Below are 22,052 nucleotides of genomic sequence, written 5' to 3'. Positions count from 1 at the left end.
GAACCCGCTCCCACAGGGAGGCGCAGCGCCTTCCGAACCTCAGGTCTGGCGCGCAGCCCAGGGATACTGCAACTCCCACTGCCACGCATGCCGCACAATTTGCTCCAGCGAGGCAAACTCCGGCCGCCAGCCCAGCACCTGCAGCGCCTTGCTCGCATCTGCCACCAGCCGTGGCGGGTCACCAGCTCGGCGCGGCGCGTCAAGGGCTTTGATCTGCCGACCGGTCACCGCCCGGGCCGTATCGATCACCTGCTGCACCGAAAAGCCCAGGCCATTGCCCAGGTTGAACGCAGTGCGCTCGCCACCCGCCAGTAGATATTCCACCGCCAACGCATGCGCCGTCGCCAGATCGGCCACATGCACGTAGTCACGGATACAGGTGCCATCCGGCGTATCGTAATCCCGACCAAAAACCGTCACCGCCTCACGCCGGCCCGAAGCAGCCTGCAGGATCAGCGGGATCAGGTGGGTTTCCGGGTCATGGCACTCGCCCAACTGGCCTTCCGGGTCAGCACCCGCGGCATTGAAGTAACGCAGGCATACCGACTTCAAGCCGTAGGCCCGGTCGAAGTCCTCGAGAATCTGTTCGACCATCCATTTGCTCAGCCCATACGGGTTGATCGGCCCCTTGGCATGCGCTTCGTCGATCGGCACATACTGCGGGTTGCCGTAAACCGCAGCACTGGAAGAAAACACCAGGTACCTGATACCGGCATTCACCATGGCCTGCAGGAGGGCAAGGGTGGCCGCGACATTGTTCTGGTAGTACTTGCCGGGCACGCTGACCGACTCGCCCACCTGGATGAACGAGGCAAAGTGGAACACGGCATCGAAACGGCAAACGCCAAACAGCACATCCAGGGCGGGTTCGTCGGCGATGTCCAGTTTCGCCCACTGGATGCCGGGGCCGGGCGAGACCAGGTCCGCCACCACTACCTCATGGCCTGCACCGAGCAGGTGCTTGACCATGTGCGAGCCAATGTAGCCTGCGCCACCGACAACCAGAAACTTCATCCATGCCTCCTGGACTCTGCTGTTGTACAGCCGCGCTTTTCAGCTACAGGTCTGTTGTGAGGGTAGATGGCCATATACCCTATTTCAAGAACAGCCAGTTGGACATGTACTTGCCGTCGAACGTGATGCTGTAGCGCCCATCCTGGTAAGCCATCGGCAACGGTTTCAACTGTGCCTGTGCATCCCGGGCGAACAGCTTCAGGCCAGCAGGCGCCTTGATGCTCAGGGTGCCGGCAAGCGGCTCGACGTTGAACGGTGTCTTGTCATCGGCCTTGGGCACGGCACGGGTGCCCAGCGACACCAGCAGCTCGCGCGACTGGCCCAGGGGGTTGCCGTCCAGGCTTTGCACGACGACGCTGGCGTACGGCGTTTGTGCTTGCACCTGAATGGCGTCGAGGCTGATCGAGCGACCTCCCAGCCAGCCGGTCGCGGCCTGGGTCAGCGGTGTGTCGATGGTGTAGATGCCCTGTTGCCAGTTGCGCTTGAGTTCACCCGTGTCACTGACTGCCTCCGTGGCGTCGGCTGGCAGCAGGGACTGCCCCGGGTCGTGCAGCACCTGCGCACCGGCGGGGATGGCGGCGGGTTTCAGCCAGGGCAACTCCGGCGTCTGTGGCAGGGCGATCTGCAGTTGGCCCTTTTCCATGGCCGTGCGCAGCAGCGGCGAGTTGCGTGGGGTGACCTCCTGGTTGTACAGGGTGGCGGGCGTCGGCGCGAACACGTAGCGGGTAGTGGCAGGCTTCACATCCGCACGGCGATAGAGCAGGGCGGCAGCGGGCAGGGTGGCGATCATCGCCGGGTCGTTGTACGCGTGCCAGTTATCCGCCGTACGCCAGCCTGGGTTGAAGGCCTGCTGGCTGTAGGCGTACTGCAGCATGGCGTCCCAACCCTGGTGAGCGGCGGTGCCGGCCACGTACAGCGGCAGCGAGTGGCGGTCGGGTAGCGGGAAGGGCTCGGCGTTCCACTCGGTGACAGTCAGCGGCTTGCCGACCACCTGGGCCGCGGCGATCCAGTCGATCATGCCGTCGCTGCTCAACGGGTTCTTCTCCAGTTGGCCATTGGCGCCGTAGCTATGGGCGTCGACGATATCGCCTGCGGTCAGTGCCGGCAGCGCGCTCAGGCCATTGCCGCCCCAGGTACTGGTGGTGGCGATCGGCACTTTCACACCGAGGCCGCGCAGGTGGGCGATCATGTCGGCGTTGAAGCGTTGTTCCAGGTCGTTGAGGAACAGCTTTGAAGGGCCATGCTCCCAGGCGCGCCAGGTGAGATCGGTGGGCAGGTCATAGCGTTTGGCGAAGGCTTTGGCCGCCTCCATGTAGCGCCCGCTGTGACGCGGTACGTCCTTGTTCGGCATCAGGGCGTTACCATAATGCTGGGTGAGGTCGTTCTCATTGGTGAGCAGCACGGCAGCGATGGCCGGGTCGTCCTTGTAAGCAAGGCCGGTGTATTCGTTCACATGGGTCAGGTACTGCTCGGCAAAGCGTTTCATCGCGTTCTGGATACTGTTGTTCACATAGGCGTAACCCTTCAGGTCAACGCTTTCCTCTCCCTTGGCCAGTTCCTTGAAGTCATCGATGTGGTCATTGGCGGTAAGCGCACGCTGCACATGCATGTCCAGCCAGATATAGACGCCTTCGTCCTTGAGTGCCTTGATCCACAGGTCGAGCTTGCGCAGCGATTCGGCACTGAGTTGCTGGGTATCGCGCACCAGCGAGCCGTCGCCAAACACGTTCGGGCTGACCCATGGCGAGTCGTGGTGGTGCAGGCGCACCAGGTTGAAACCCAGTGCCGACAGGCGCTTGGCCTGTTGGCGGATTTCTTCGTCGGGGCTCTTGAACAACGAATAGGCGGACAGGTTGGTGCCCCAGAAGCGCACCGGGGTGTTGTCCTCGAACATCAGCTGTTCGCCGACGGCCTTGACGAAGCCGCGCTTGCCGGCAGGCTTTTCCGCGGCATTGAGGAACGACAGGTCCACTGGCGAGGTGCGCCAGTCCAGTTGGTCGTCGGGCCAACCGACGGGGTCGACCAGGCCGAAGCGTTCGCTGGGCGTGGGCCCCAGGTCGATGTCGCCGGTGATGTTGAGCACCGCCTTGATCTGCTGCCGGCCAGCGCTGATCGGGTCGCTGTAGATGAACGCACGCAGTTCGGACGGGTTGCCGCGCTCGAAATACACCTTGGCCAGTGGCGGGTCGAAGCGCATTTCGATGCGCCGGCCCTGTTCAGTCTTGCCCCACGACCAGCCACGGTTGCCGGGCAGCAGTTGCGGGGCGCCCATGTCCCCGGCAATTTGCGCCGGGTCGAACTGGAACACCATGCCGCCACCCATCACCCCGGCCTGGCGGCTATGGGCGTCGAGGTCGAAGGCCCAGCTCAGGGTTTGCGCCTGTGCCTTGCGGATATCCGCCGCCAGGTCGAAGTCCAGCGCTTTGTTCTTGCCTTGCAGCGTGTAGTGGTAGGGGCCATTGACCTTGAACGCGGTGGCGAAGCCCGTCCAGCTCCAGTTGGCCGCCCAGAAGTCGAACTTGGCTTTCATCACCGGCCCACCACCGTGGGTCACCATGGGCAGGCCATTCTGTTCATCGACGCTGACTTGCCACGCCGATGCCCAGCTGGTGAGCGGCAGCAAGGCCAGGCCAGCAATGGCCGATACTCGCAGCAGGGTTGGAAAACCTGGGCAGCGCAGGGTGAGCACGTTCATGGGCATTACCTGGGTTGAAGGCCGGGGTCGGCCAGCGCGATGGCCTGGCTGTTCTGCAGCCTGCGGACCATCTGGACGTAGGCCACGCCCAGCCCGGCGACAGACCAGTACACCACCGGGATGAAGGTGATGCTGCTGACGGTGAAGATGATCACCAGGATGCCGATCAGTGTCGCCAGCAATACCCGGCCGAGCTGGCGTCGCTCGTCGTCCTTGTCGGGGAAACTGCGCATGGCCTTGCGGATGCCGTGCAGTACGGTGGCGAAGAACGCCACGAACAGGCCAAGCCCGACCAGCCCGATCCGCAGTGCCAGGTTGATATAGGTGTTGACGATGTCGATGATGCCTTCACCCTGGATCATCGATTGCATTTCCGGGGTGTTGCGGAAGTCGAACGAGCCGAACAGCGGGTTGCGCTGGATGACGATCCACGAGTTGTCCATCAGCCGTTCGCGGTAGGTGATGTTCTCCTTTTCGAGGCTGCCAATGAACGGCAACAGGTCCAGAACCTTGTCGCCACCGGGAACGATGGTCAGCAGGGGCAGGGCCAGCATGCCGGCCGCGGCCAGCAGCGCAAGGCGCCTGACCGCACCTTTGCCCAGGGCGATGAACACCACCACGATGACCACGGCGCCGATCCACGGGCCACGGGACAGTGGCGCGAACAACCCGGCGGCCAGCAGCAGGGCGCCCAGCACCCGCTGCAGGGTGCTGCGCACATAACCCTGGACGAACAGGAACAGGCCGATGGCGACGCTCATCACATAGCCCAGCGCAATCGCCTGCCCGGTGGTGACGCTGGCACGCAGCGAGCCGCCACGGCTGAGGTAGCCGGACATGCTCCACGGCACGCCCATGGCGTCGACCAGGGCACTGTACAGCAGCCAGTGGCGCACGTACTCGGCCACGCCGATCAGGGCCAGGACGAAGGAGGCAAGCACGAAGGCCAGCAGTGTGTCCTTGAAGTCGCTGATCTGGCGCAGGCCACGGCTGGCCACGTAATACGGCAGGAACACGTCGACATACAGGTACAGCGTCTGGCGCAGGGTGTCGGTCAGGGTGGTTTCGCGCAGGTACAGCACGCTCATCAGTAGCAGGCCGGCCGCCAGCAGTCTGTCGGGCCAGGTGCGGCCGAAACGCAGGGTGTCGCCTTGCCGGCGCAGAGCCAGTGCCGCCGGCAACAGCACGCACAGGGTCAGCAGGCGGATATGGTTGAGGTCGACCAGGTAATTGACCACGCCAAACCCGGGCACTTGCACCGAAGCTGGCGGGATCAGGAACAGCAGCATGTAGAACAGCGCCATGGGGTTGTGCTCGCGGCGCCCGGCGATAAACAGGATGACGGCGCCCGCACCCAGGTAAAGCCAGAAACTGTGCGAGACGAAGGCCAGCAAGGTCAGCAGGAACCACAGGTTGCGCCGGCGCTTGAAGTCGCTCAGCGGAATCAGGTCGGTGGCAGGCCGCCGCGCCAGCAGGAAGACCACGCTTGCCAGAAACAGGATGACGATCAACGCACGAAAATGTTCAGGCATTGGCTATGTACACCTTTGCGTCGGTGGGCAACGGCTAGCATCGTGGCTGATTGAAACTATAGTGACCTTTTAGCCAATCAGTCAGAGATTGACGTCATGCCGTCGATTGATGTGTCTGCCACCGCGAGCCTGCGCAAGCGGGCCCTCAGGGCCGGGTCGTGGAACCTGGTTGCACAGGTGGCGTCACAGGTGATGCGCCTTGGCGGCAACCTGGTCATGGCCCGCTTGCTGCTGCCGGAAATGTTCGGGGTGATGGTCATCGCCACCACCGTTTCGGTACTCCTGCATTTGCTGTCCGATGTCGGCCTGCGCCAGAACATCATCCAGAGCCATCGCGGTGACGATCCGCATTTTCTCAATACCGCATGGACCGTGCAGATCATCCGCGGCTTCGTGCTGTTTGCCCTGACCTTGCTGCTAGCCCTGGGGGCCTGGCTTGCCCAGCTGGCCGAGCTGTGGCCGGCGGGCTCCACCTATGCCGAACCGGTGTTACCGATGGTACTGGCGGCGACCGGGCTGTCGGCGGTGATCTGGGGGTTCCAGTCCACCAAGATAGATGTGGCGGTACGAACTTTCCAACAGAAGCGTGTGGTGCTGGTCGACCTGGCCTCGCAGCTGGTCGGCCTGGCGGTGATGCTGGTGTTGGGCTACCTGACGCACTCGGTCTGGGCGCTGGTGATCGCCGGTCTGGTGTCGGCCCTGGCCTGGACCCTGCTGGGCCACACCGCCCTCAAGGGGCACAGCAACCGCCTGCAGTGGGACCGCAGCGCGCTGAACGAACTGATCGTGTTTGGCCGCTGGATTCTGCTGTCGTCGATGGTCGGCGTGCTGGCCATGTACGGTGACCGCATGTGGTTTGGCGCCAGCATGACGGCGGCACAACTGGGGGTGTATTCGATTGCCGTGCTGATCCTCGGTGCCGTGCAGACCGCGCTGATGAAAATTTTCGGGGCCGTGGCGCTGCCCGCCTTCAGCGAAGCGGCCCGGGCCGACGACAAGGAGCGCCTGAAGGCGCTGTATCACCGCTTCCGTCTGCTGGTCGACCTGCTGGTGCTGTTCATCTGTGGCGGCTTCCTGACCGCCAGCCCGCTGCTGATCAGCTGGATGTACGACGACCGCTACCGTGAAGCCGGCCCGATGCTGGCGATTCTTTCGCTGTCGTTCCTCACATTGCGCTATACCTTGGCTCATCAGGTGTGGATTGCCCTGGGCCTGACCAAGTACCAGGCCATGGACAACATCATCCGCCTGGTCTCGCTGTGGGGGCTGCTACCGCTGTTGCTGGCGATTGGCGGTGTGGACTGGGCGATCTGGGGGGTTGCCCTGCATGCCGTGCCAACTCTGGTGCTGATCGTGTATGTGAATTGCAAACTGGATATCTTCAGCCTCAAACGTGAGCTGGTGGTGCTGCCGATGCTACTGGTCGGGGCGCTTTGCGGGGCGCTGCTGACAGCCTTTTTCAACTGGCTGTAATGCGGCTTGCTGGGTGAAATTTTCAAAGATACAGGTAACAGGATCATGGGGAAGCTTACTTTTTGTACTGCGCAGTTGGGTCGTAGAGGCTTTCTCCAGAGTTGTGTCTTGCTGGGCGTTGGTGGTGCGGTGTTCGGCGCTAAGGCAGCCGTTGCCAGTCAACCTGCCGACAAGTCCGGGTTCGTAGTGATCAACGGCTGGGTATTGCCGTCCCGTTACTTCCGGAACGAACCCGCATGATCAAGGACTATCAGCAGCAGAAGGTACTGCGCGACAGCTACGATGTCTGCATCATTGGCGCCGGCCCGGCGGGTATCACCCTGGGCTTGCGCCTGGCCGCCGCCGGCTGGAGCGTACTGCTTGCCGAAGGCGGCGGGCGTGAGTACTCGGCGAACTCGCAAGCCTTGTACGCCTGTGCGTCCACCGGCCTGGAGCTGTATGCCAAGGAGGCTCGCCTACGTTACCTGGGCGGAACATCCAACCATTGGGCCGGCCGTTGCCGCCCGTTCAGCCCCTCGGACTTCTCCATACCCCCCCTTGGCGACTTGCCTGGCTGGCCCATCCCCTATTCGGAAATCGCGGGCTACCTGCCAGCAGCCATGGACATCGTCGACCTGCCGCCCGGGTCGGATTTTCAGGCGTTGAATACTGGCCTGGACGGCGGTGACTTCGAGCCAGACCGCTTTCTGCTCAGCCCGCCAACGCGCTTTGCGCAAAAATACGCCACGGCCCTTGAGCAGACCCAAGGCCTGGATGTATTCATCAACTGCAATTGCGTGAACCTGGAGTTTGACCAGGCCTCCGGCCACCTGGCTGCAGTCGTACTGTCCGATTACGAGTGCAATCGCCAGCGCCTGGTTGCGAGAAACTTCGTGCTGGCCACCGGTGCCATCGAGAATGCCCGGCAACTGCTCAACAGTGAGTCGTTGGTGGCGGCCGGGGTCGTGAGCAAGGATGGGCTGGTTGGCGGCTGCTTCATGGAGCATCTGAACATTGACCTTGGCACCTTCATCCTCAAGTCGGGGCTGGCCCCTGAGCCGCGCGAGTACTACACCACCGATGCCTTCGTTGACGAATACAAGGCAGGTAAAGGCAATGTCCGGGCCGCCTTGCTGGCCGATGTGCAAACCTATGGTCGTACTGCCGAGGTCAAGCATTTTCTGGAGAGCCTGGCCTGTGACATGGGGGTTGCCAGCAAGATCGCCTTCGTGGCCAGGTTCAGTTGCCCCGGTGACGGCGTGATCAGCACCATGATCGAGCAGTTCCCCAACCTGCACAGCCGCGTTTCGCTGCTGGATGAGAAGGACGCACTGGGCGTGGCCAAGGTCAATGTCAATTGGGCACTGACCGCAGATGACCGCCACACCATCAAGTGCATTGGCAGCGAACTGGCCAAGCAGTGGGCTGACATGAACCTGGGCTTCGTCAAGCTCAACGACTTCGTTTATGACACCTCGATACCGCTGAAGTTGTCGCCGCATGCCCACCACATGGGGACCACGCGCATGGCATCGTCGGCGCAATTCGGTGTTGTCGACAGCAACTGCAAGGTGTTCGGCACCGAGAACCTTTACGTCGCCGGCAGCAGCATCTTTGCCACGGGTGGCGCTTCCAACCCGACCATGCCGCTGCTGCAGTTTGCGGTACGCCTGGCCGACCACCTCGATGCCAGGATGAGTTCGGCCAGGGACGCCGTGGCTTGATGCAGGTTGTACATGGGTTGAGTGCGCTGCGGTCAGCACCCACAAGAACGAGACCGGATGCGCCTCAGGAACAGTCCAGATTGCTTTGATTGCGAGGCGGGCAGCATGAAAGGATGGATACGCAAGGCAGTGACGCACTATGTCCACGCAACGGGGCGAGGAAGCTCGTTTTACAGGAAGTTCTGCAAGCCTTCCGGGCTTGAGTGGGGGGCCTACCTGACGCGCTGGGGCAACTTTCACTCGGTAGGCAGCAACTTCTATGTCAATACAGGCTGCAAGTTCCTCGACCCCTCGCTGGTTCGCATCGGCAACAGTGTGGGCCTGTCCGACTGCACGCTGATCGGTCACGACGGGGTGGTATTGCTGATCGAACATCGCTTCGGCAAGCATCTGGACTCGGTCGGTTTCATCGACATCAAGGACAATTGCTTCATCGGCCATGGTGCGATCGTCATGCCCCGCGTGACCATCGGCCCTGAGTCGATCGTGGCCGCCGGTTCCGTGGTGACCAAGGACGTGCCGCCGGGCACGGTGTTTGGTGGCAACCCGGCAGAGTTCATCTGCACCACCGAGGCGTTGATCAAACGGGTCGAGGCACGTTGCGAGGCCTACCCGTGGATCGACCTGATCAAGCAGCGCAATGGCGCCTATGACCCGCAGCTGGAGCCGCTGCTGATGGCGCAAAGGCGCCAGTACTTCTTCGGGGATGGCAACCATGGCTAGCAAACCTGTGGACGTCATGGTGGTCAACTTCAACACGGCCGGGCTGCTGCGGCCGATGTTCGACGCGCTGCGCCGGGCCGACAGCGAACGGCTGGCCAGCTACCTGGTGGTGGACAACGCCTCGGTCGATGACTCGCTGCAGCGCATGGCCGAGGTGTGCCCGCAAGCGCTGCTGCTGAGCAACAAGCAGAACGTGGGGTTCGGCCGGGCCAATAACCAGTTGCTGGCGCACCTGAAGGGCAAGTACGCCTTGCTGCTGAATACCGATGCCTTTGTCGCCCCAGACTCCCTGCAGAAAACCCTCGACTACATGGACACCCACCCTGAATGCGGGGTGCTGGGGGTGCGCCTGGAGGGCCGCGACGGCGACCTGCAGCCCAGCTGCCGCTACTTTCCCACACCGCTCAACGTGTTCGTCGGGCGTACCGGGCTGGGGCGCTTCTTCCCGGGCTTGAAGATGGTCGACGAAATGAACTGGGACCACGCCTCGGTCCGTGAATGCGACTGGCTGCCTGGCTGCTTCTACCTGGTGCGCCGCGAAGTGCTGGACCAGGTGGGCCTGTTCGACCCGCGCTACTTTCTTTATTACGAGGAAGTCGACCACTGCAAGCGGGTGAAGGCGGCGGGCTGGAAAGTGGTGTTCTACCCGCACACCACGGTGGTGCACATCGGTGGGGAAAGTTCCAGGTCGGTGGCCGAGCTGGAGGCGGCCAGCCGGCAGATCTCGTCATACCAGATCGAAAGCGAGCTGCTGTACTTCCGCAAGCATCACGGGCTGGCGGGGCTTGCCCTGCACATGCTGCTGGTCACCCTGGGCGACCTGGTGCTGGCACTCAAGGCGCTGTTGAAACGACGCGGGCGGGGCGCAATACAGGCCTGCTGGCGTCACTGTCGGGCGACCTGGTCACTGTTGTTCAAGACCCGGTACGCCAGCCAACCGACAAGGTAGGTGGAGCCATGTTCGAGAATGTACGTGCCGACCTGCGTGCCCATGGTGGCGACTGGGGCGCCCAGGGCTTCTGGGTGTTGTTGGTGTACCGTTTCGGCCGCTGGCGCTATGGCGTGCGCCCGGCACTGCTGCGCAAGCTGTTTTCGCTCATCTACAAGATCCTTTACAAGTTCGTGCAGATCATCACGGGTGTGGAGCTGCCGTGCGAAGCGGTGATCGGCCGCAACTTCGTTATCGACCATTTTGGCGGCATCGTCATCAGCGGCTATGCCCGGTTCGGCGATGACTGCCGCATCCGCAATGGCGTGGTGGTGGGCCTGAAGAACGTCAGCGAACCGGTTGCACCGGTGTTCGGCAACAACGTCGATATCGGCACCGGGGCCAAGGTGCTGGGTAGCATCCGCATCGGCAACAACGTGATCATCGGTGCCAATGCCGTGGTGCTGGTGGATGTGCCGGACAACTCGCTGGCGGTGGGGGTGCCGGCCATCATCAAGGCCAGGCAACCGGCCGCCACGGTGCCCGTCGAGTGAGGCCCATGGCGAGCGGGATCGGTGTGGTGGTGATTGGCCGTAATGAAGGCCAGCGCCTGGAGCGTTGCCTGCGTTCGCTGCTGCAGGGTGCGGAAAAGGTCCTGTATGTCGACTCGGGCTCAACCGATGGTTCACCGCACTTGGCCCGCAGCCTGGGGATGGAGGTACTGGCTCTGGACATGGGCACCCCGTTCACCGCCGCGCGCGCGCGCAACGAAGGCTTTGCTGCCTTGCAACGGCTGCTGCCGTCGATGCACCTGGTGCAGTTCGTCGATGGCGATTGTGAGGTGGATGCCGGCTGGCTGGCCACGGGGCAGGCATTTCTCCACCAGCATCCTGAGGTGGCAGTGGTGTGTGGCCGCCGACGCGAGCGCTTCCCCCAACGGTCGGTGTACAACCTGTTGTGCGACCTGGAGTGGGACACCCCCATCGGCGAGGCCAAGGCGTGTGGTGGCGATGCCCTGATGCGGGTAGATGCCTTCGCCGCCGTCGGCGGCTTCCGCCCCGAGCTGATCGCCGGAGAAGAGCCCGAATTGTGCGTGCGCCTGCGGGCGAAGGGCTGGAAGGTCTGGCGCCTGGATGCCGAGATGACCCTGCACGACGCTGCCATGACCCGTTTCAGCCAATGGTGGTGGCGTAGCCTGCGTGCTGGTCACGCCTATGCCGAAGGGGCCTACCTGCATGGTCACACGCCGGAGCGGCACTGGCTGCGCGAGTCGCGGCGGGCCTGGCTGTGGGGCCTGGGCATCCCCGTGGTGATCGTGCTGGCCTGCCTGCTGGTGGGCGGCTGGGGCCTGCTGCTGCTGCTGGTGTACCCGTTGCAGGCCGTACGCCTGGCCCGTCGTGGAGGCAAGTCGGTGCGGGAGAACTGGCTACAGGCGGTGTTTCTGGTATTGGGCAAGTTCCCGGAAATGCTCGGGCAACTGAAGTTCTTGCGCCACCGCATCGCGGCCGGCAAATCGGCGTTGATCGAGTACAAGTGAGAGATCACCCCGCCCTTTGCGGTGTGCTGTGGCGCAGAGAACCGAGGTCGCAAGCAGTCCGCGTACCCTGTGGGAGCGGCTTTAGCCGCGAAGAATCCAGCCTGGTGCATGGAACCGGCTGCGCCGGTGTTCGCGGCTAAAGCTGCTCCCACAGGGCCTCTGCTAATTCAATAAGTTACGTGCAGTTCTATGAGAAAGAGGCCCAATGATGCTCGGCACGATCGTGAAAAGCGTGTTTACCTTGCAACCGGGCTACTCGTTGCGGGCGCTGAACAACAAGTACAAATTGACGCTGCAGATTGCCAGGCAATGGCCTGAGCTGAATGCGTTCCTGCAGCGCATGACCGCAGCCCTGGGCCAGCACGGTCTGCAGCGGCTGGGCGTGGATTGCATCGGTGTCGTGCAGTGGCCCTACCTCAGCAAATGCTGGGAAGCCCCGCAGCGCCTGGAGGTGGTGGCTTCGCACTTCGAAGTGCTGGCCGGGCAGTTCCCGGCGCTGTTGCTGCTGGGGCGGGACGAAAGCCTGACGCTGTGCGAACTGTCCAGCCATTCGCCGGGCTGTCGCCTGGTGCTGGACCGGCCGATCTGGTTCAAGCGCGAAGGCGAGCTGGTATTGAACCTGTTCCAGGGCGACCTGCGCGTGGCTTCCCTGGCGTTCAGCCTGTGCCGCAGCCAGGGCGAACTGTGCCTGTTCATCGGTGCCGTGCAGGGTATTCACAAGGGTGTCGACAGCGAAACCTCGCTGGCCATCTACCGCGACCTGACCAAGGACTTCGAAGGGTTACGCCCCCGCAGCCTGCTGCTCGAGGGGTTGAAGTGCCTGGCCAGGACCCTGGGCGTGGCGCACCTGTATGCCGTCAGTGATGCCTGCCGCCACCATCGGCACGCGTATTTTGGCAACGACAAAGGCCAGGACCTGGCAGCCGATTACGACGTGATCTGGCGTGAACACGGGGCTTCTGCGTCGAACCATGCAGACTTCTTCGCCCTCCCGCTGGCCGCGGTACAGCGGGCGCTAGAGGACACACCGGCGAAGAAACGGGCGATGTACCGCCGCCGCCAGGCGTTGCTCGACGATGTTTTCGCCCGCTTGCAGGCCGCGTTACCAGGCAGCGGTGACAACCTTGAGCTACAAGGAAAGCAGGGGAGTGCACCTGACGAGGTGGCATCGGCGGGAGCCTGAAGTAACGGCTGACGCTGCCGCGACAGGGCTGAGGGTTCATTACGCGGGTCTTGATCTGGATTCCTATGCGCATTGCTTATTTCATCAATCAGTACCCGAAGGTCAGCCACAGTTTCATCCGCCGTGAGATCCTGGCGCTGGAGCGCCAGGGGGTAGAGGTGCAGCGTATCGCCCTGCGCGGCTGGGACGCCGAGCTGCAGGACGCCGAGGACACCAGCGAGCAGGACAGGACCCGTTATGTGCTGCGAAGTGGCATCAAGGGCTTGCTGCCACCGGCCTGGCAGGTATTGCGCACGCAGCCGCGGCGGTTCTTCCAGGCGCTGTTGCTGGCCATGCGCCTTGGCCTGCGGGCCGACCGCACCTGGCCCTACCACCTGGTCTACCTGGCCGAGGCCTGCCAGGTACTGCAGTGGTTGCAGGCAGGCGAGGCAAAACACGTGCACGCGCATTTCGGCACCAATTCCACCGAGGTGGTGATGCTGGCCAACGTGCTGGGTGGGCCAGCTTACAGCTTTACCGTGCACGGGCCGGAAGAGTTCGACAAGCCGCAGTTCCTGCACATGGGCGAGAAGGTGCGGCGTGCCGCTTTTGTCGCGGCGGTCAGCTCGTACGGGCGCAGCCAGTTGTTTCGCTGGGTGGCACACGACCAATGGGCCAAGGTGAAGGTGGTGCATTGCGGCCTTGAACGCAGCTTTCATGAAGTGGCACCGGTCAGCGTGCCCACGACGCCGCGCCTGGTGTGTGTTGGCCGCCTGTGCGAGCAGAAAGGGCAGCTGCTGTTGCTCGAAGCCACGCGGATACTTGCCGCCCGGTCGATCGATTGCGAGCTGGTGCTGGCCGGCGACGGTGAGATGCGTGGGCAGATCGAGGCGTTGATCGCCCGGCACGGCTTGCAGCAGCAGGTACGCATTACCGGCTGGATCAGCAGCGCGCAGGTGCGCGAGGAAATCCTTGCTGCGCGCGCGTTGGTGCTGCCGAGCTTTGCCGAGGGTTTGCCAGTGGTGATCATGGAGGCCATGGCTTTGCGCCGGCCAGTGCTGACCACCTATGTGGCAGGCATTCCCGAGCTGGTGCGGCCGGGCGAGAACGGCTGGTTGTTCCCCGCCGGTGCCGTGGACGAGCTGGCGGTGGCCATGGCCGAGTGCCTGGCGCAACCTGCCGAAGTGCTCCAGCGCATGGGCGAGGCGGCTCGCCAACGTGTGCTGCAACGGCATGACATCGATACCGAGGCGGCCAGGCTGGCCGGCTATTTCAAGGCATCCGCATGATGAGTGTACTGGCTTGGTTACTGGGCGTGCTGGCGGCCATCGTCCTGTTGCCGGTACTGCTGCTGCTGTTGCAGGTGCTGATGGCCTGCCTGCCGGCGCGCGCGCAACCGTCGGGCAGCAACGCTCGTCCGCAGGTGGCAGTGCTGGTGCCTGCCCATGACGAGGCTTCGATCATTCGTGCCACGCTGGCGAGCATTGCCCCGCAGTTGCGGCCTGGTGACCGCTTGCTGGTGGTGGCGGACAACTGCACTGACGATACTGCGCAACTGGCGCGCGAGGCCGGTGCCGAAGTGGTGGAACGTCACGACCCGCAGTTGCGCGGCAAGGGCTACGCCCTGGACTTTGGTGTGCGCCACCTGGCCGAGCAGCCGCCCGAGGTGGTGATCGTGGTGGATGCCGATTGCCAGGTGGGCGAGGGGGCGATCGAGCGCCTGGCGCGGTGCTACCGCGAGGTCGCTCGCCCGGTGCAGGCGCTGTACCTGATGCGCGCACCGGCAGGGGCCGGGCTGAAAGTGCAGGTTGCCGAGTTTGCCTGGCGGGTCAAGAACCTGGTGCGCCCGCGTGGCTGGGCTCGGCTGGGCCTGCCTTGCCAGTTGATGGGGGCGGGCATGGCGTTCGGCTGGCGTGACCTGGCCTTGATCGACCTGGCCAATGGGCACCTGGTGGAGGATTTGAAGCTGGGCCTGGACCTGTGCCAGCAGGGCAAGCCGCCAGTGTTCTGCCCCGAGGCGGTGGTCAGCAGCCAGTTCCCTGCCAGCCAGCGAGGCCTGGGTAGCCAGCGCATACGCTGGGAGCATGGGCACCTGGGCATGATGCTGGCCGATGCGCCCAGGCGTGCGCTGGTCGCAATCACCCAGCGTAACAGCAGCTTGCTGGCCATGACCCTGGACCTGCTGGTGCCTCCCCTGGCATTGCTCGCACTGGCCCTGCTCGGGCTTAACCTTGTGGCCTGGCTGGCGTACCTGCTGTTCGGCCTGGCGGCACCTGCGTGGATCGCCCTTTGCGCGCTGGCGTTGCTGGGCCTTGCCATCGTGCTGGCCTGGGCGCGCTTCTGTCGCGAACTGATCCCGTTTTCCGTGCTGCTGTACGCGCCGTTCTACGCCGCAAGGAAGGTCCCCTTGTATCTGGGGTTCCTGATCAGGCGCCAGGTGGAATGGGTACGTTCGAAACGGGATGAAGACTGATGGCAGAGTGGCAGAAACGCTGGAACACCCTGGTCGGCAAGCTCGAAGTGGTGGCTGATGCCGCTGCTGCGCAGCGCCTGCTCGCCCAGCTGGCCGCCCCGCAGGCCGCGACCGTGCTGGGCTTCGTCAATGCCCATGCAATGAACCTGGTGGTGCGCGATGGTGCGTACCACCAGGCATTGTCGGCGGCCGACGTGCTGTTGCGCGACGGCTCCGGCATGGCGATTCTCTATCGCCGGCTGGGGCTTGAACCTGGGCTCAACATGAATGGTACCGACTTCATTCCTCGGCTCATGGCCGCCTACCGCGGGCGACGGGTCGCGTTCTGGGGCACCCGGCAACCTTACCTGGACCAGGCGGTGCAGCGCAGCGCAGCCCTGTTCGGGGTGGTGCCGGTGTCGGTTCACGATGGCTTTGCCGGCATCGATACCTACCTGCAACTGGCCAGGGAGCAGCAACCGGAGCTGATCGTGCTGGGCATGGGCATGCCCAGGCAGGAGGCGGTGGCGGCAAGGCTGGCGGCCACTGGCGAGCCGTGCCTGATCGTGTGCGGCGGCGCGATCCTGGACTTTCTTGGCGGCAAGGTCAGCCGGGCGCCTGAATGGCTGCGGCGGTTTGGCGGGGAGTGGCTGTACCGGCTGATGCGCGAGCCGAAGCGTTTGTTCATGCGCTATGTAGTGGGCAACCCGTTGTTCTTGCTGCGCACCTTGCTGTACCGCCGGGGCGGAGGGGGCGCCAGGCGCACCGTATGAGTCGGTCGGCATTCGTGCGGGCGGTGATTCCGGGCACACTGATAGCGGTTGGCTGCTACAGTGAGATCAACGGCTGGGGGCTGCACGATTCTGTTTCACTGGCTTTGCATGAGCCGTTGTCAAGACTGCTGTTTGATGCAAGGCAGTTGCTACGCGCAAATCGATGAGGTCTGAAATGGTTTTCGAACCCAGAAGCAGTCGTTCCTTACTGCAAAGAAGAAGCAGCGTAAGTAACGCCATTCAGGCCGGCCTCGATGGAATTGCAGTCACCAGTATTGCCTGGTACCTGATCTACGACCAGTTTGGCTACATCACTTCCGATTACGTGATCATGCTGCTGTTGCTGGTTGGCGCACTGGCAGTCATCTACGATCACTATGCAATCTACCGTACCAACGTCGGGCTCTCCATCAAGGCTTTCCGGCTGTTCAAGGCCTGGTCGGCAACCTTTTGCCTGCTGGTGGTCATGGCCTTCCTGACCAAGCAGAGCGAAACCTATTCGCGGCTATTGGTCGTGCAGTTGTTCATCATTGGCTACATCGCCCAGTTGTTCCTGCATTTTGCCGTGCGAGAGTTGCAAAAGCGTTTTACCGCCCATGCACGCCTGGACAACGCCCTGATCATTGGCGCCGGTGATCTGGCCAATTTCCTGTATCAGAAAATCAGTAACAACCCTTGGTTCGGTGAGCGGGTGCTGGGTTGCGTGCTGATCGCGGCCGAGGAGCCGGGGCGCGAAAGCCCCGAAGGCAAGCAGCGCCTGCCGGTGCTCGGGCATATTGCCGAGCTCGACGATATCGTGGCCCGCTACGGCATTCGCACGGTCTACCTGGTGACCCCATTGGGTGGCTCCGAGGTGATCAACGATGTGTATTTGAGGCTGCTCGACAAGTGCATTGCGGTGAACTGGGTACCGGATATCTTCTCGTTGCGCCTGATCAACCATAGCGTGCGGGAAATTGCCGGCATTCCTGTACTGACCTTGTCGGAAACACCGCTGACGGGCATGAGCCTGTTCCTGAAGAACCTCGAAGACAGGGTATTGGCGGCGCTGATCCTGCTGTTTGCATCGCCGGTGTTGCTGGCCGTTGCCCTGGCCATCAAGCTCGATAGCCGCGGCCCGGTGTTCTTCCGTCAGGAACGCACCGGCTGGACCGGGGAAGCGTTCCGTATCTGGAAGTTCAGGAGCATGCATGTCCACCAGCCGGAAGAGGGCGTGGTCAAGCAGGCGCAGAAGAATGATCCGCGGCTGACCCGGGTCGGCGCCTTTATCCGCCGCACCAGCCTGGATGAACTGCCGCAGTTGTTCAATGTGCTGACTGGGGAGATGTCGCTGGTCGGGCCGCGGCCGCATGCATTGCAGCATGACACGTTGTATTCGCAGGACATCGTCGACTACTTTGCCCGCCACAATATCAAGCCTGGCATGACCGGCCTGGCGCAAGTGCGCGGGTTCAGGGGCGAGACCAAGGATATCGAGCAGATGATCCAGCGGGTGGACTCGGACATCGAGTACATCAACAACTGGTCGCTGTGGCTGGATTTCGTGATTCTGGTGCGCACACTCAGCGCCTTTACCGGCAAGCAGGCCTACTGACACAGCACTGTCGGTAAAGGAGCAAATTTCGTATGCGCCCTGCGCACCCTGTGGGAGCGGGTTTACCCGCGAAGAATCCAACACGGTGCATGGCACCGGCTGTGCCGGTGTTCGCGGCTAAAGCCGCTCCCACAGGGTCCCTGCCAATTCAATGAGTCACTCGTAATTCCATGAAAGTGTGCAAGCGCTTTTGGCTGGCCTAGTCCTTGTTCAGCGGGTGCAGCTCCCTGAACCCCCGCGCTTCCTCCACCAGCCAGTCATGCACCGCCCGGGCCCCCGGCTGGTTCAACCCGCCCGGTGGGTAATGCACCACATAGCGCTTGTGATTGGCGATCGGCACCCCGAACGGCACGATCAGCGCACCGCGCTCCAGTTCGTCGTTGAGCAGCGTGCGGCGGGCAATCGCCACGCCAATGCCGGCAATCGCCGCCTCGATGGTCAGGTGGTTGCGGTTGAAGGTGTGCCCGCGCCGTACATCCAGGCCGGCGGCGCCGATGCCCTCCAGGTAGAACTCCCATTCGGCATACTCCGAACTGCCGCGCCAGGCCGTGATGTCGTGCAGCAGCGGGTAGTGTGCCAGGTCCGCCGGCCCGTGCAGCGGTGGGCGCCCGCGCAGCAAGGTGGGGGAACACACGGGGAAGATCTGCTCGTCCAGCAGCGGCGTCGAGAGCATGCCGGGGTAGCTGCCGTCGTTCAGGTCGATGGCCAGGTCGAAATCGCCCGGAGTCAAGGCCTGGGCACTGTCTTCGGCCACCAGGCGCAGCTCGATGTCCGGGTAGCGTTGCTGAAAGCGCGGCAGGCGGGGCGTGAGCCATTTGGCCAGGAACGACGGGATCGAGCGCAGGCGCAAGGTGCCGCGGATTTCACCGGCGTCCAGGCGCAGCAGTTCGGCTTCGATGCTGCCGTAGGCTTCGGCCACCGTCTGCGCCAGGCGTTGCCCTTCGGCGCTCAGTTCCACGCCGCGCGCGCGGCGCAGGAACAGCCGGTAGCCCAGGCGTTCTTCCAGCTGGCGCATCTGTTGGCTGACTGCACCCGGGGTGATGTGCAGTTCTTCGGCACAGCGGGTGAAGGACAAGTGCCGGGCCGCACAGGCGAACACATGCAGCCAGACGAACATCTGGCCATTGAGTTGTCGTCGCATCGTTTAGTTCCACTAAAGCCTTGCTTAGGAAGTTTCGTTGGTCATCCGTGAGCCAGCTAGGCAGTATCGCGCAAATTCGCAATACCGCTCAATTTTTCCAGATAACCGTGCTGCGGCTTCATACCCGGGTACGGTCAGGCATTAGCATGGCTATCAGTGTTTTCGACCTTTTCAAAATCGGCATCGGGCCGTCCAGTTCCCACACCGTCGGCCCGATGCGGGCGGCGGCTACCTTTGCCCAAGTCCTGCGTGAGCAAGGGCTGTTGGCCAGGGTAAGCCGTGTCGAGGTGCGGCTTTACGGGTCGCTGTCAGCTACCGGGGTTGGCCACGCCACCGATCGTGCCTGCCTGCTCGGCCTGATGGGGCAGTGGCCGGACCGTATCGACCCGGCCACTATCGAGTCGCGCATTGGCCAGGTGATGCAGGAGCACTGCCTGATGCTCGATGGCAGCCACCCGCTGGCGTTCGAGTACAGCCGCGACATGCTGCTGCTCGACGAGAACCTGCCGTACCACCCCAATGCCATGAGCCTGGAAGCCATGGACGGGCAGGGCAGCCTGTTGCGCCAGACCTACTATTCGGTGGGCGGTGGCTTTATTGTCGAGCAAGGCGAGATCGATGCACCACCAGGCGAAGCGAATGCAGTGGTGCTGCCATACGAGTTCGACAGTGCTGCGCAGTTGCTGGCCTTGTGCAAGGCCCATGGCTTGAGCGTGGCGCAACTGATGATGGCTAACGAATGTGCCTGGCGCCCAGAGGCCGAAGTACGTGAAGGCCTGCTGCGGATCTGGGCCGCCATGCGTGAGTGCGTCGACAACGGCTTGCGCAATGAAGGCATCCTGCCTGGCGGGTTGCACGTCAAGCGCCGCGCGGCGCGGCTGCATCGCAGCCTGCAGGAACTGGGCAAGCCCAACGTGATCGGGTCCACCCTCAGTGCCATGGAGTGGGTCAACCTGTTCGCCCTGGCGGTGAATGAAGAGAACGCCGCCGGCGGGCGCATGGTGACTGCGCCTACCAACGGTGCTGCCGGCATCATTCCGGCGGTGCTGCACTACTACATGAAGTTCAACCCGGGCGCGTGCGACGCGGATGTGGTGGACTTCCTGCTGGCGGCAGCGGCGGTAGGCATCCTGTGCAAGAAGAACGCGTCGATTTCCGGGGCCGAGGTTGGCTGCCAGGGCGAGGTGGGCTCGGCCTGTTCAATGGCCGCTGCCGGCCTGGCCCAGGTGCTGGGTGCTACACCGCCGCAACTGGAAAATGCCGCCGAGATTGCCCTGGAGCATAACCTTGGGCTGACCTGCGACCCGGTGGGTGGCCTGGTGCAGGTGCCGTGCATCGAGCGCAATGCGATTGCAGCAGTGAAGGCGATCAACGCCGTGCAAATGGCGTTGCGGGGGGACGGCGAGCACTTCATTTCGCTGGATCGGGTGATCCGCACCATGCGTGATACCGGGGCGGACATGCACGCCAACTACAAGGAGACCTCGCGCGGCGGCCTTGCTGTTGCGTTCGTGGAGTGTTGACGGGACTGTTAAAAATGCTAGTTGCCGACTGTTGCCGATATTTCCATGATGGCCTCAATCATCCTGGATATCACCGCTATGAATGGCTTTTTGCAAAAGTACACAGGTAATTTGCTGTTTTACTCTGGCCGGGAACTGGTGTGTCAAACTGGAAAAGAAATGGCGCGTCTTTTGTACGCGAGTAGTCAATTACTGGTACAGCAGTCTGAAGACCTTAAACTCTTGCAAACCGCAGGTAACAATACGGTAATCGCGTCATGGGGAAGAGGTGGGGGAGAGCGGGCTACTTACTCCCCTTATGGCTTTTCATTGCTGGAGCAGGCATTAGCACTGGCAGGTTTCAACGGTCAATGGCGTGACCCAGTCGGAGGCGGTTATCCACTTGGTCTAGGAAAACGGTTTTTTAGTGTAACGCTCACGAGATTCTGTTCCCCTGATACTGAAAGCCCATTTGGCCGGGGCGGTCTGGGCTCATACAACTATTGCTCCGGGGATCCGGTAAATTTCCATGACCCTTCTGGGTGTTTTCGCTGGCCATGGCAATCTATAAAAGGTGTCAAGAGTGCGATGGATCGGGCAGGCTTGAAAGCTCCGGAGCTAAAGCATTTGATTAAAGCCGCTATAAAAGAAGATCCTCAACTGGAAGGCGGGCTGTATTTTCAGGTCGAGAGACCATTCGGGGCTATGGAAGTTACGCTGCAGAAGGGTAAAGGGACTGCTGGAGCTGCAGTTATCAAATGGGGAGCAGGCAGGTATCACATGAAGACCGAATATGGAGATTTGCCCGATGCGGCGAATAACCCACGTTTGCACTCGACTGGGCAAGGGGTTTTTGCTTCGGATAATAAAGCCATTGTCACTTCCATTTACCGAAAGGCAGCGTTCATTCGTGGGCCTAGAGCTGACTATTAGAGTTCGTAGCCTGGAGTAATGTACAAAGACGGGGCTGCAAAGCAACCCCGTTTGTCCATGGCTGGGTGCAAGACTAACGGTTCTTCTGTTTCGCTGCCAGGAAGCTCGCGCGCATGTCCTTGGCCCAGCCATCCAGCACCGGCTTGACGTCATTCAAAGTCAGTTTCGTGGTCTTGTTCTCCAGTTCCTGCCCCGTGCCCTTGCGCACGACCTGGGCCAGCACCTTCTGGCTGGAACCATCGAGGAACGCAGCTTCCACACCGACATCCACCTCTTGGTCACGGCCGCCCATGGCAGTGTTCACACCGGCCGAAATCAAGGCGATCGGGATCACTTCATAGGGCTTGAGGCCCTCGTTGCTGGTCGACACTGCCGTGATTGCCGGGCGCACCACGATCACACCCGGGCCGGGGCCCTTGGCCAGCGGCACGACGCTGCCCATTTCACGGCGCAGCGCTTCATTGAAGTAACGGGTGATTTCCTGCAGCGTCTGCGTCGAGATGACCTCCGTCGGCTGCGGCTTGGGGTAGAACTGGCTGGGCTCGATGAATACCTGGCTGTACTGGTTGACGTTGACCTTGGGGTCGATCCAGCGCATCACCGGGTCACCCGAAGGGCTCTTGGCTTCCTGCAGCCGGCTGTAATCCTTGAGGAAGCCGGAATAGTCCTTGGGGTCCACGCGATTGCTGGAGCAGGCGGCCATGGTAAGCAGTGCGGCGCACAACAGGGTAATGCGGGGCAATGATTTCATGATGAAGATGCATCCATGATAGGTCGGCCAGAACAACGCTAGCAGGTGCGTGACAGTTGGCCAGTGGGTAGGTTCCAATCCTTTGTGAAAAGGTAAAAAGTTGCGGCTGGAAGGGTTTGCCTGGAGGTTTTCTGCGGCT

General features: G+C 62.5%; 18 protein-coding genes. 13 read left to right on the top strand and 5 right to left on the bottom strand.

The features are described from left to right. Positions 1-39: 39 nt before the first annotated feature. From galE to M2S36_RS18740, 3 genes are all read right to left on the bottom strand, one after another. The gene (galE, locus tag M2S36_RS18750) at positions 40-1,014 is read right to left on the bottom strand and encodes a UDP-glucose 4-epimerase GalE (RefSeq protein ID WP_207831826.1); all 975 of its coding nucleotides are present in this window, start codon (positions 1,012-1,014) and stop codon (positions 40-42) included. Positions 1,015-1,093: 79 nt separating this feature from the next. Then, positions 1,094-3,709, bottom strand: coding sequence for a glycosyl hydrolase family 5 (locus M2S36_RS18745; RefSeq protein ID WP_333957607.1), 2,616 nt, complete (start codon positions 3,707-3,709; stop codon positions 1,094-1,096). Positions 3,710-3,714: 5 nt separating this feature from the next. Further along, on the bottom strand, positions 3,715-5,241 hold the full coding sequence (locus M2S36_RS18740; protein WP_207831830.1) for an O-antigen ligase family protein: 1,527 nt from the start codon (positions 5,239-5,241) through the stop codon (positions 3,715-3,717). 96 nt (positions 5,242-5,337) lie between these two features. Here M2S36_RS18740 and M2S36_RS18735 point away from each other — a divergent pair, with 96 nt between their 5' ends. The 11 genes from M2S36_RS18735 (at position 5,338) to M2S36_RS18685 (ending at position 17,586) form a co-directional block, all read left to right on the top strand. Continuing rightward, entirely contained in the window at positions 5,338-6,714 is a 1,377-nt protein-coding gene (locus M2S36_RS18735; RefSeq protein WP_233694944.1) for an oligosaccharide flippase family protein, read from the top strand. Between the two features lie 236 nt (positions 6,715-6,950). Continuing rightward, positions 6,951-8,417 carry an FAD-dependent oxidoreductase gene (locus M2S36_RS18730; RefSeq protein ID WP_207831834.1) on the top strand — a complete coding sequence of 489 codons (1,467 nt, stop codon included), beginning with the start codon at positions 6,951-6,953 and terminating at the stop codon, positions 8,415-8,417. A gap of 105 nt (positions 8,418-8,522) precedes the next feature. Further along, complete coding sequence (locus tag M2S36_RS18725; RefSeq protein ID WP_207831836.1) at positions 8,523-9,140, top strand: acyltransferase; 618 nt, start codon at positions 8,523-8,525, stop codon at positions 9,138-9,140. Further along, complete coding sequence (locus tag M2S36_RS18720; protein WP_207831838.1) at positions 9,133-10,089, top strand: glycosyltransferase family 2 protein; 957 nt, start codon at positions 9,133-9,135, stop codon at positions 10,087-10,089. Before M2S36_RS18725 ends, M2S36_RS18720 begins: the two co-directional genes overlap by 8 nt. A gap of 8 nt (positions 10,090-10,097) precedes the next feature. Beyond that, positions 10,098-10,622, top strand: a complete 525-nt coding sequence (locus M2S36_RS18715) for a serine O-acetyltransferase (RefSeq protein ID WP_207831840.1) — start codon at positions 10,098-10,100, stop codon at positions 10,620-10,622. Between the two features lie 5 nt (positions 10,623-10,627). Further along, positions 10,628-11,605: a glycosyltransferase family 2 protein gene (locus M2S36_RS18710; RefSeq protein ID WP_207831842.1), complete on the top strand. Its 978-nt coding sequence runs from the start codon at positions 10,628-10,630 to the stop codon at positions 11,603-11,605. A gap of 205 nt (positions 11,606-11,810) precedes the next feature. Then, entirely contained in the window at positions 11,811-12,788 is a 978-nt protein-coding gene (locus M2S36_RS18705) for a VirK/YbjX family protein (RefSeq protein WP_207831844.1), read from the top strand. Between the two features lie 65 nt (positions 12,789-12,853). After that, positions 12,854-14,056, top strand: coding sequence for a glycosyltransferase (locus tag M2S36_RS18700; RefSeq protein WP_207831846.1), 1,203 nt, complete (start codon positions 12,854-12,856; stop codon positions 14,054-14,056). Next, a complete protein-coding gene (locus M2S36_RS18695; RefSeq protein WP_333957604.1) occupies positions 14,053-15,240 on the top strand; it encodes a glycosyltransferase family 2 protein in 1,188 nt (395 codons plus the stop codon). Before M2S36_RS18700 ends, M2S36_RS18695 begins: the two co-directional genes overlap by 4 nt. Further along, the gene (locus tag M2S36_RS18690; protein ID WP_207831850.1) at positions 15,240-15,992 is read left to right on the top strand and encodes a WecB/TagA/CpsF family glycosyltransferase; all 753 of its coding nucleotides are present in this window, start codon (positions 15,240-15,242) and stop codon (positions 15,990-15,992) included. The genes M2S36_RS18695 and M2S36_RS18690 overlap by 1 nt, the downstream gene beginning before the upstream one ends. Positions 15,993-16,167: 175 nt before the next feature. Further along, positions 16,168-17,586, top strand: a complete 1,419-nt coding sequence (locus tag M2S36_RS18685) for an undecaprenyl-phosphate glucose phosphotransferase (protein WP_207831852.1) — start codon at positions 16,168-16,170, stop codon at positions 17,584-17,586. 199 nt (positions 17,587-17,785) lie between these two features. On the opposite strand, the gene M2S36_RS18680 is transcribed toward M2S36_RS18685, so the two are convergent. After that, a complete protein-coding gene (locus M2S36_RS18680) occupies positions 17,786-18,727 on the bottom strand; it encodes a LysR substrate-binding domain-containing protein (protein ID WP_207831854.1) in 942 nt (313 codons plus the stop codon). A 146-nt stretch (positions 18,728-18,873) separates the two neighbouring features. On the opposite strand from M2S36_RS18680, the gene M2S36_RS18675 reads away from it, so the two are divergent. After that, positions 18,874-20,250: an L-serine ammonia-lyase gene (locus M2S36_RS18675; protein ID WP_333957602.1), complete on the top strand. Its 1,377-nt coding sequence runs from the start codon at positions 18,874-18,876 to the stop codon at positions 20,248-20,250. Between the two features lie 45 nt (positions 20,251-20,295). Then, positions 20,296-21,162, top strand: a complete 867-nt coding sequence (locus tag M2S36_RS18670) for an RHS repeat-associated core domain-containing protein (protein ID WP_233694948.1) — start codon at positions 20,296-20,298, stop codon at positions 21,160-21,162. A 73-nt stretch (positions 21,163-21,235) separates the two neighbouring features. On the opposite strand, the gene M2S36_RS18665 is transcribed toward M2S36_RS18670, so the two are convergent. Then, a complete protein-coding gene (locus M2S36_RS18665) occupies positions 21,236-21,913 on the bottom strand; it encodes a DUF3313 domain-containing protein (RefSeq protein WP_207831860.1) in 678 nt (225 codons plus the stop codon). Positions 21,914-22,052 lie beyond the last annotated feature (139 nt).

Source organism: Pseudomonas sp. SF2, assembly GCF_036858055.1.
GTDB lineage: Bacteria > Pseudomonadota > Gammaproteobacteria > Pseudomonadales > Pseudomonadaceae > Aquipseudomonas.
This window is presented reverse-complemented; position numbering and strand designations above follow the sequence as displayed.

Excerpts from the sequence above, each read along its gene's own strand:
- M2S36_RS18670 (WP_233694948.1), top strand. The coding sequence starts at position 20,296 with ATGATGGCCTCAATCATCCTGGATATCACCGCTATGAATGGCTTTTTG.
- M2S36_RS18720 (WP_207831838.1), top strand. The coding sequence starts at position 9,133 with ATGGCTAGCAAACCTGTGGACGTCATGGTGGTCAACTTCAACACGGCC.
- M2S36_RS18685 (WP_207831852.1), top strand. The coding sequence starts at position 16,168 with ATGGTTTTCGAACCCAGAAGCAGTCGTTCCTTACTGCAAAGAAGAAGC.
- M2S36_RS18740 (WP_207831830.1), bottom strand. The coding sequence starts at position 5,241 with ATGCCTGAACATTTTCGTGCGTTGATCGTCATCCTGTTTCTGGCAAGC.
- M2S36_RS18695 (WP_333957604.1), top strand. The coding sequence starts at position 14,053 with ATGATGAGTGTACTGGCTTGGTTACTGGGCGTGCTGGCGGCCATCGTC.
- M2S36_RS18710 (WP_207831842.1), top strand. The coding sequence starts at position 10,628 with ATGGCGAGCGGGATCGGTGTGGTGGTGATTGGCCGTAATGAAGGCCAG.
- M2S36_RS18665 (WP_207831860.1), bottom strand. The coding sequence starts at position 21,913 with ATGAAATCATTGCCCCGCATTACCCTGTTGTGCGCCGCACTGCTTACC.
- M2S36_RS18705 (WP_207831844.1), top strand. The coding sequence starts at position 11,811 with ATGATGCTCGGCACGATCGTGAAAAGCGTGTTTACCTTGCAACCGGGC.
- M2S36_RS18715 (WP_207831840.1), top strand. The coding sequence starts at position 10,098 with ATGTTCGAGAATGTACGTGCCGACCTGCGTGCCCATGGTGGCGACTGG.
- M2S36_RS18675 (WP_333957602.1), top strand. The coding sequence starts at position 18,874 with ATGGCTATCAGTGTTTTCGACCTTTTCAAAATCGGCATCGGGCCGTCC.
- M2S36_RS18735 (WP_233694944.1), top strand. The coding sequence starts at position 5,338 with ATGCCGTCGATTGATGTGTCTGCCACCGCGAGCCTGCGCAAGCGGGCC.
- M2S36_RS18700 (WP_207831846.1), top strand. The coding sequence starts at position 12,854 with ATGCGCATTGCTTATTTCATCAATCAGTACCCGAAGGTCAGCCACAGT.
- M2S36_RS18690 (WP_207831850.1), top strand. The coding sequence starts at position 15,240 with ATGGCAGAGTGGCAGAAACGCTGGAACACCCTGGTCGGCAAGCTCGAA.
- M2S36_RS18725 (WP_207831836.1), top strand. The coding sequence starts at position 8,523 with ATGAAAGGATGGATACGCAAGGCAGTGACGCACTATGTCCACGCAACG.
- galE (WP_207831826.1), bottom strand. The coding sequence starts at position 1,014 with ATGAAGTTTCTGGTTGTCGGTGGCGCAGGCTACATTGGCTCGCACATG.
- M2S36_RS18745 (WP_333957607.1), bottom strand. The coding sequence starts at position 3,709 with ATGAACGTGCTCACCCTGCGCTGCCCAGGTTTTCCAACCCTGCTGCGA.
- M2S36_RS18680 (WP_207831854.1), bottom strand. The coding sequence starts at position 18,727 with ATGCGACGACAACTCAATGGCCAGATGTTCGTCTGGCTGCATGTGTTC.
- M2S36_RS18730 (WP_207831834.1), top strand. The coding sequence starts at position 6,951 with ATGATCAAGGACTATCAGCAGCAGAAGGTACTGCGCGACAGCTACGAT.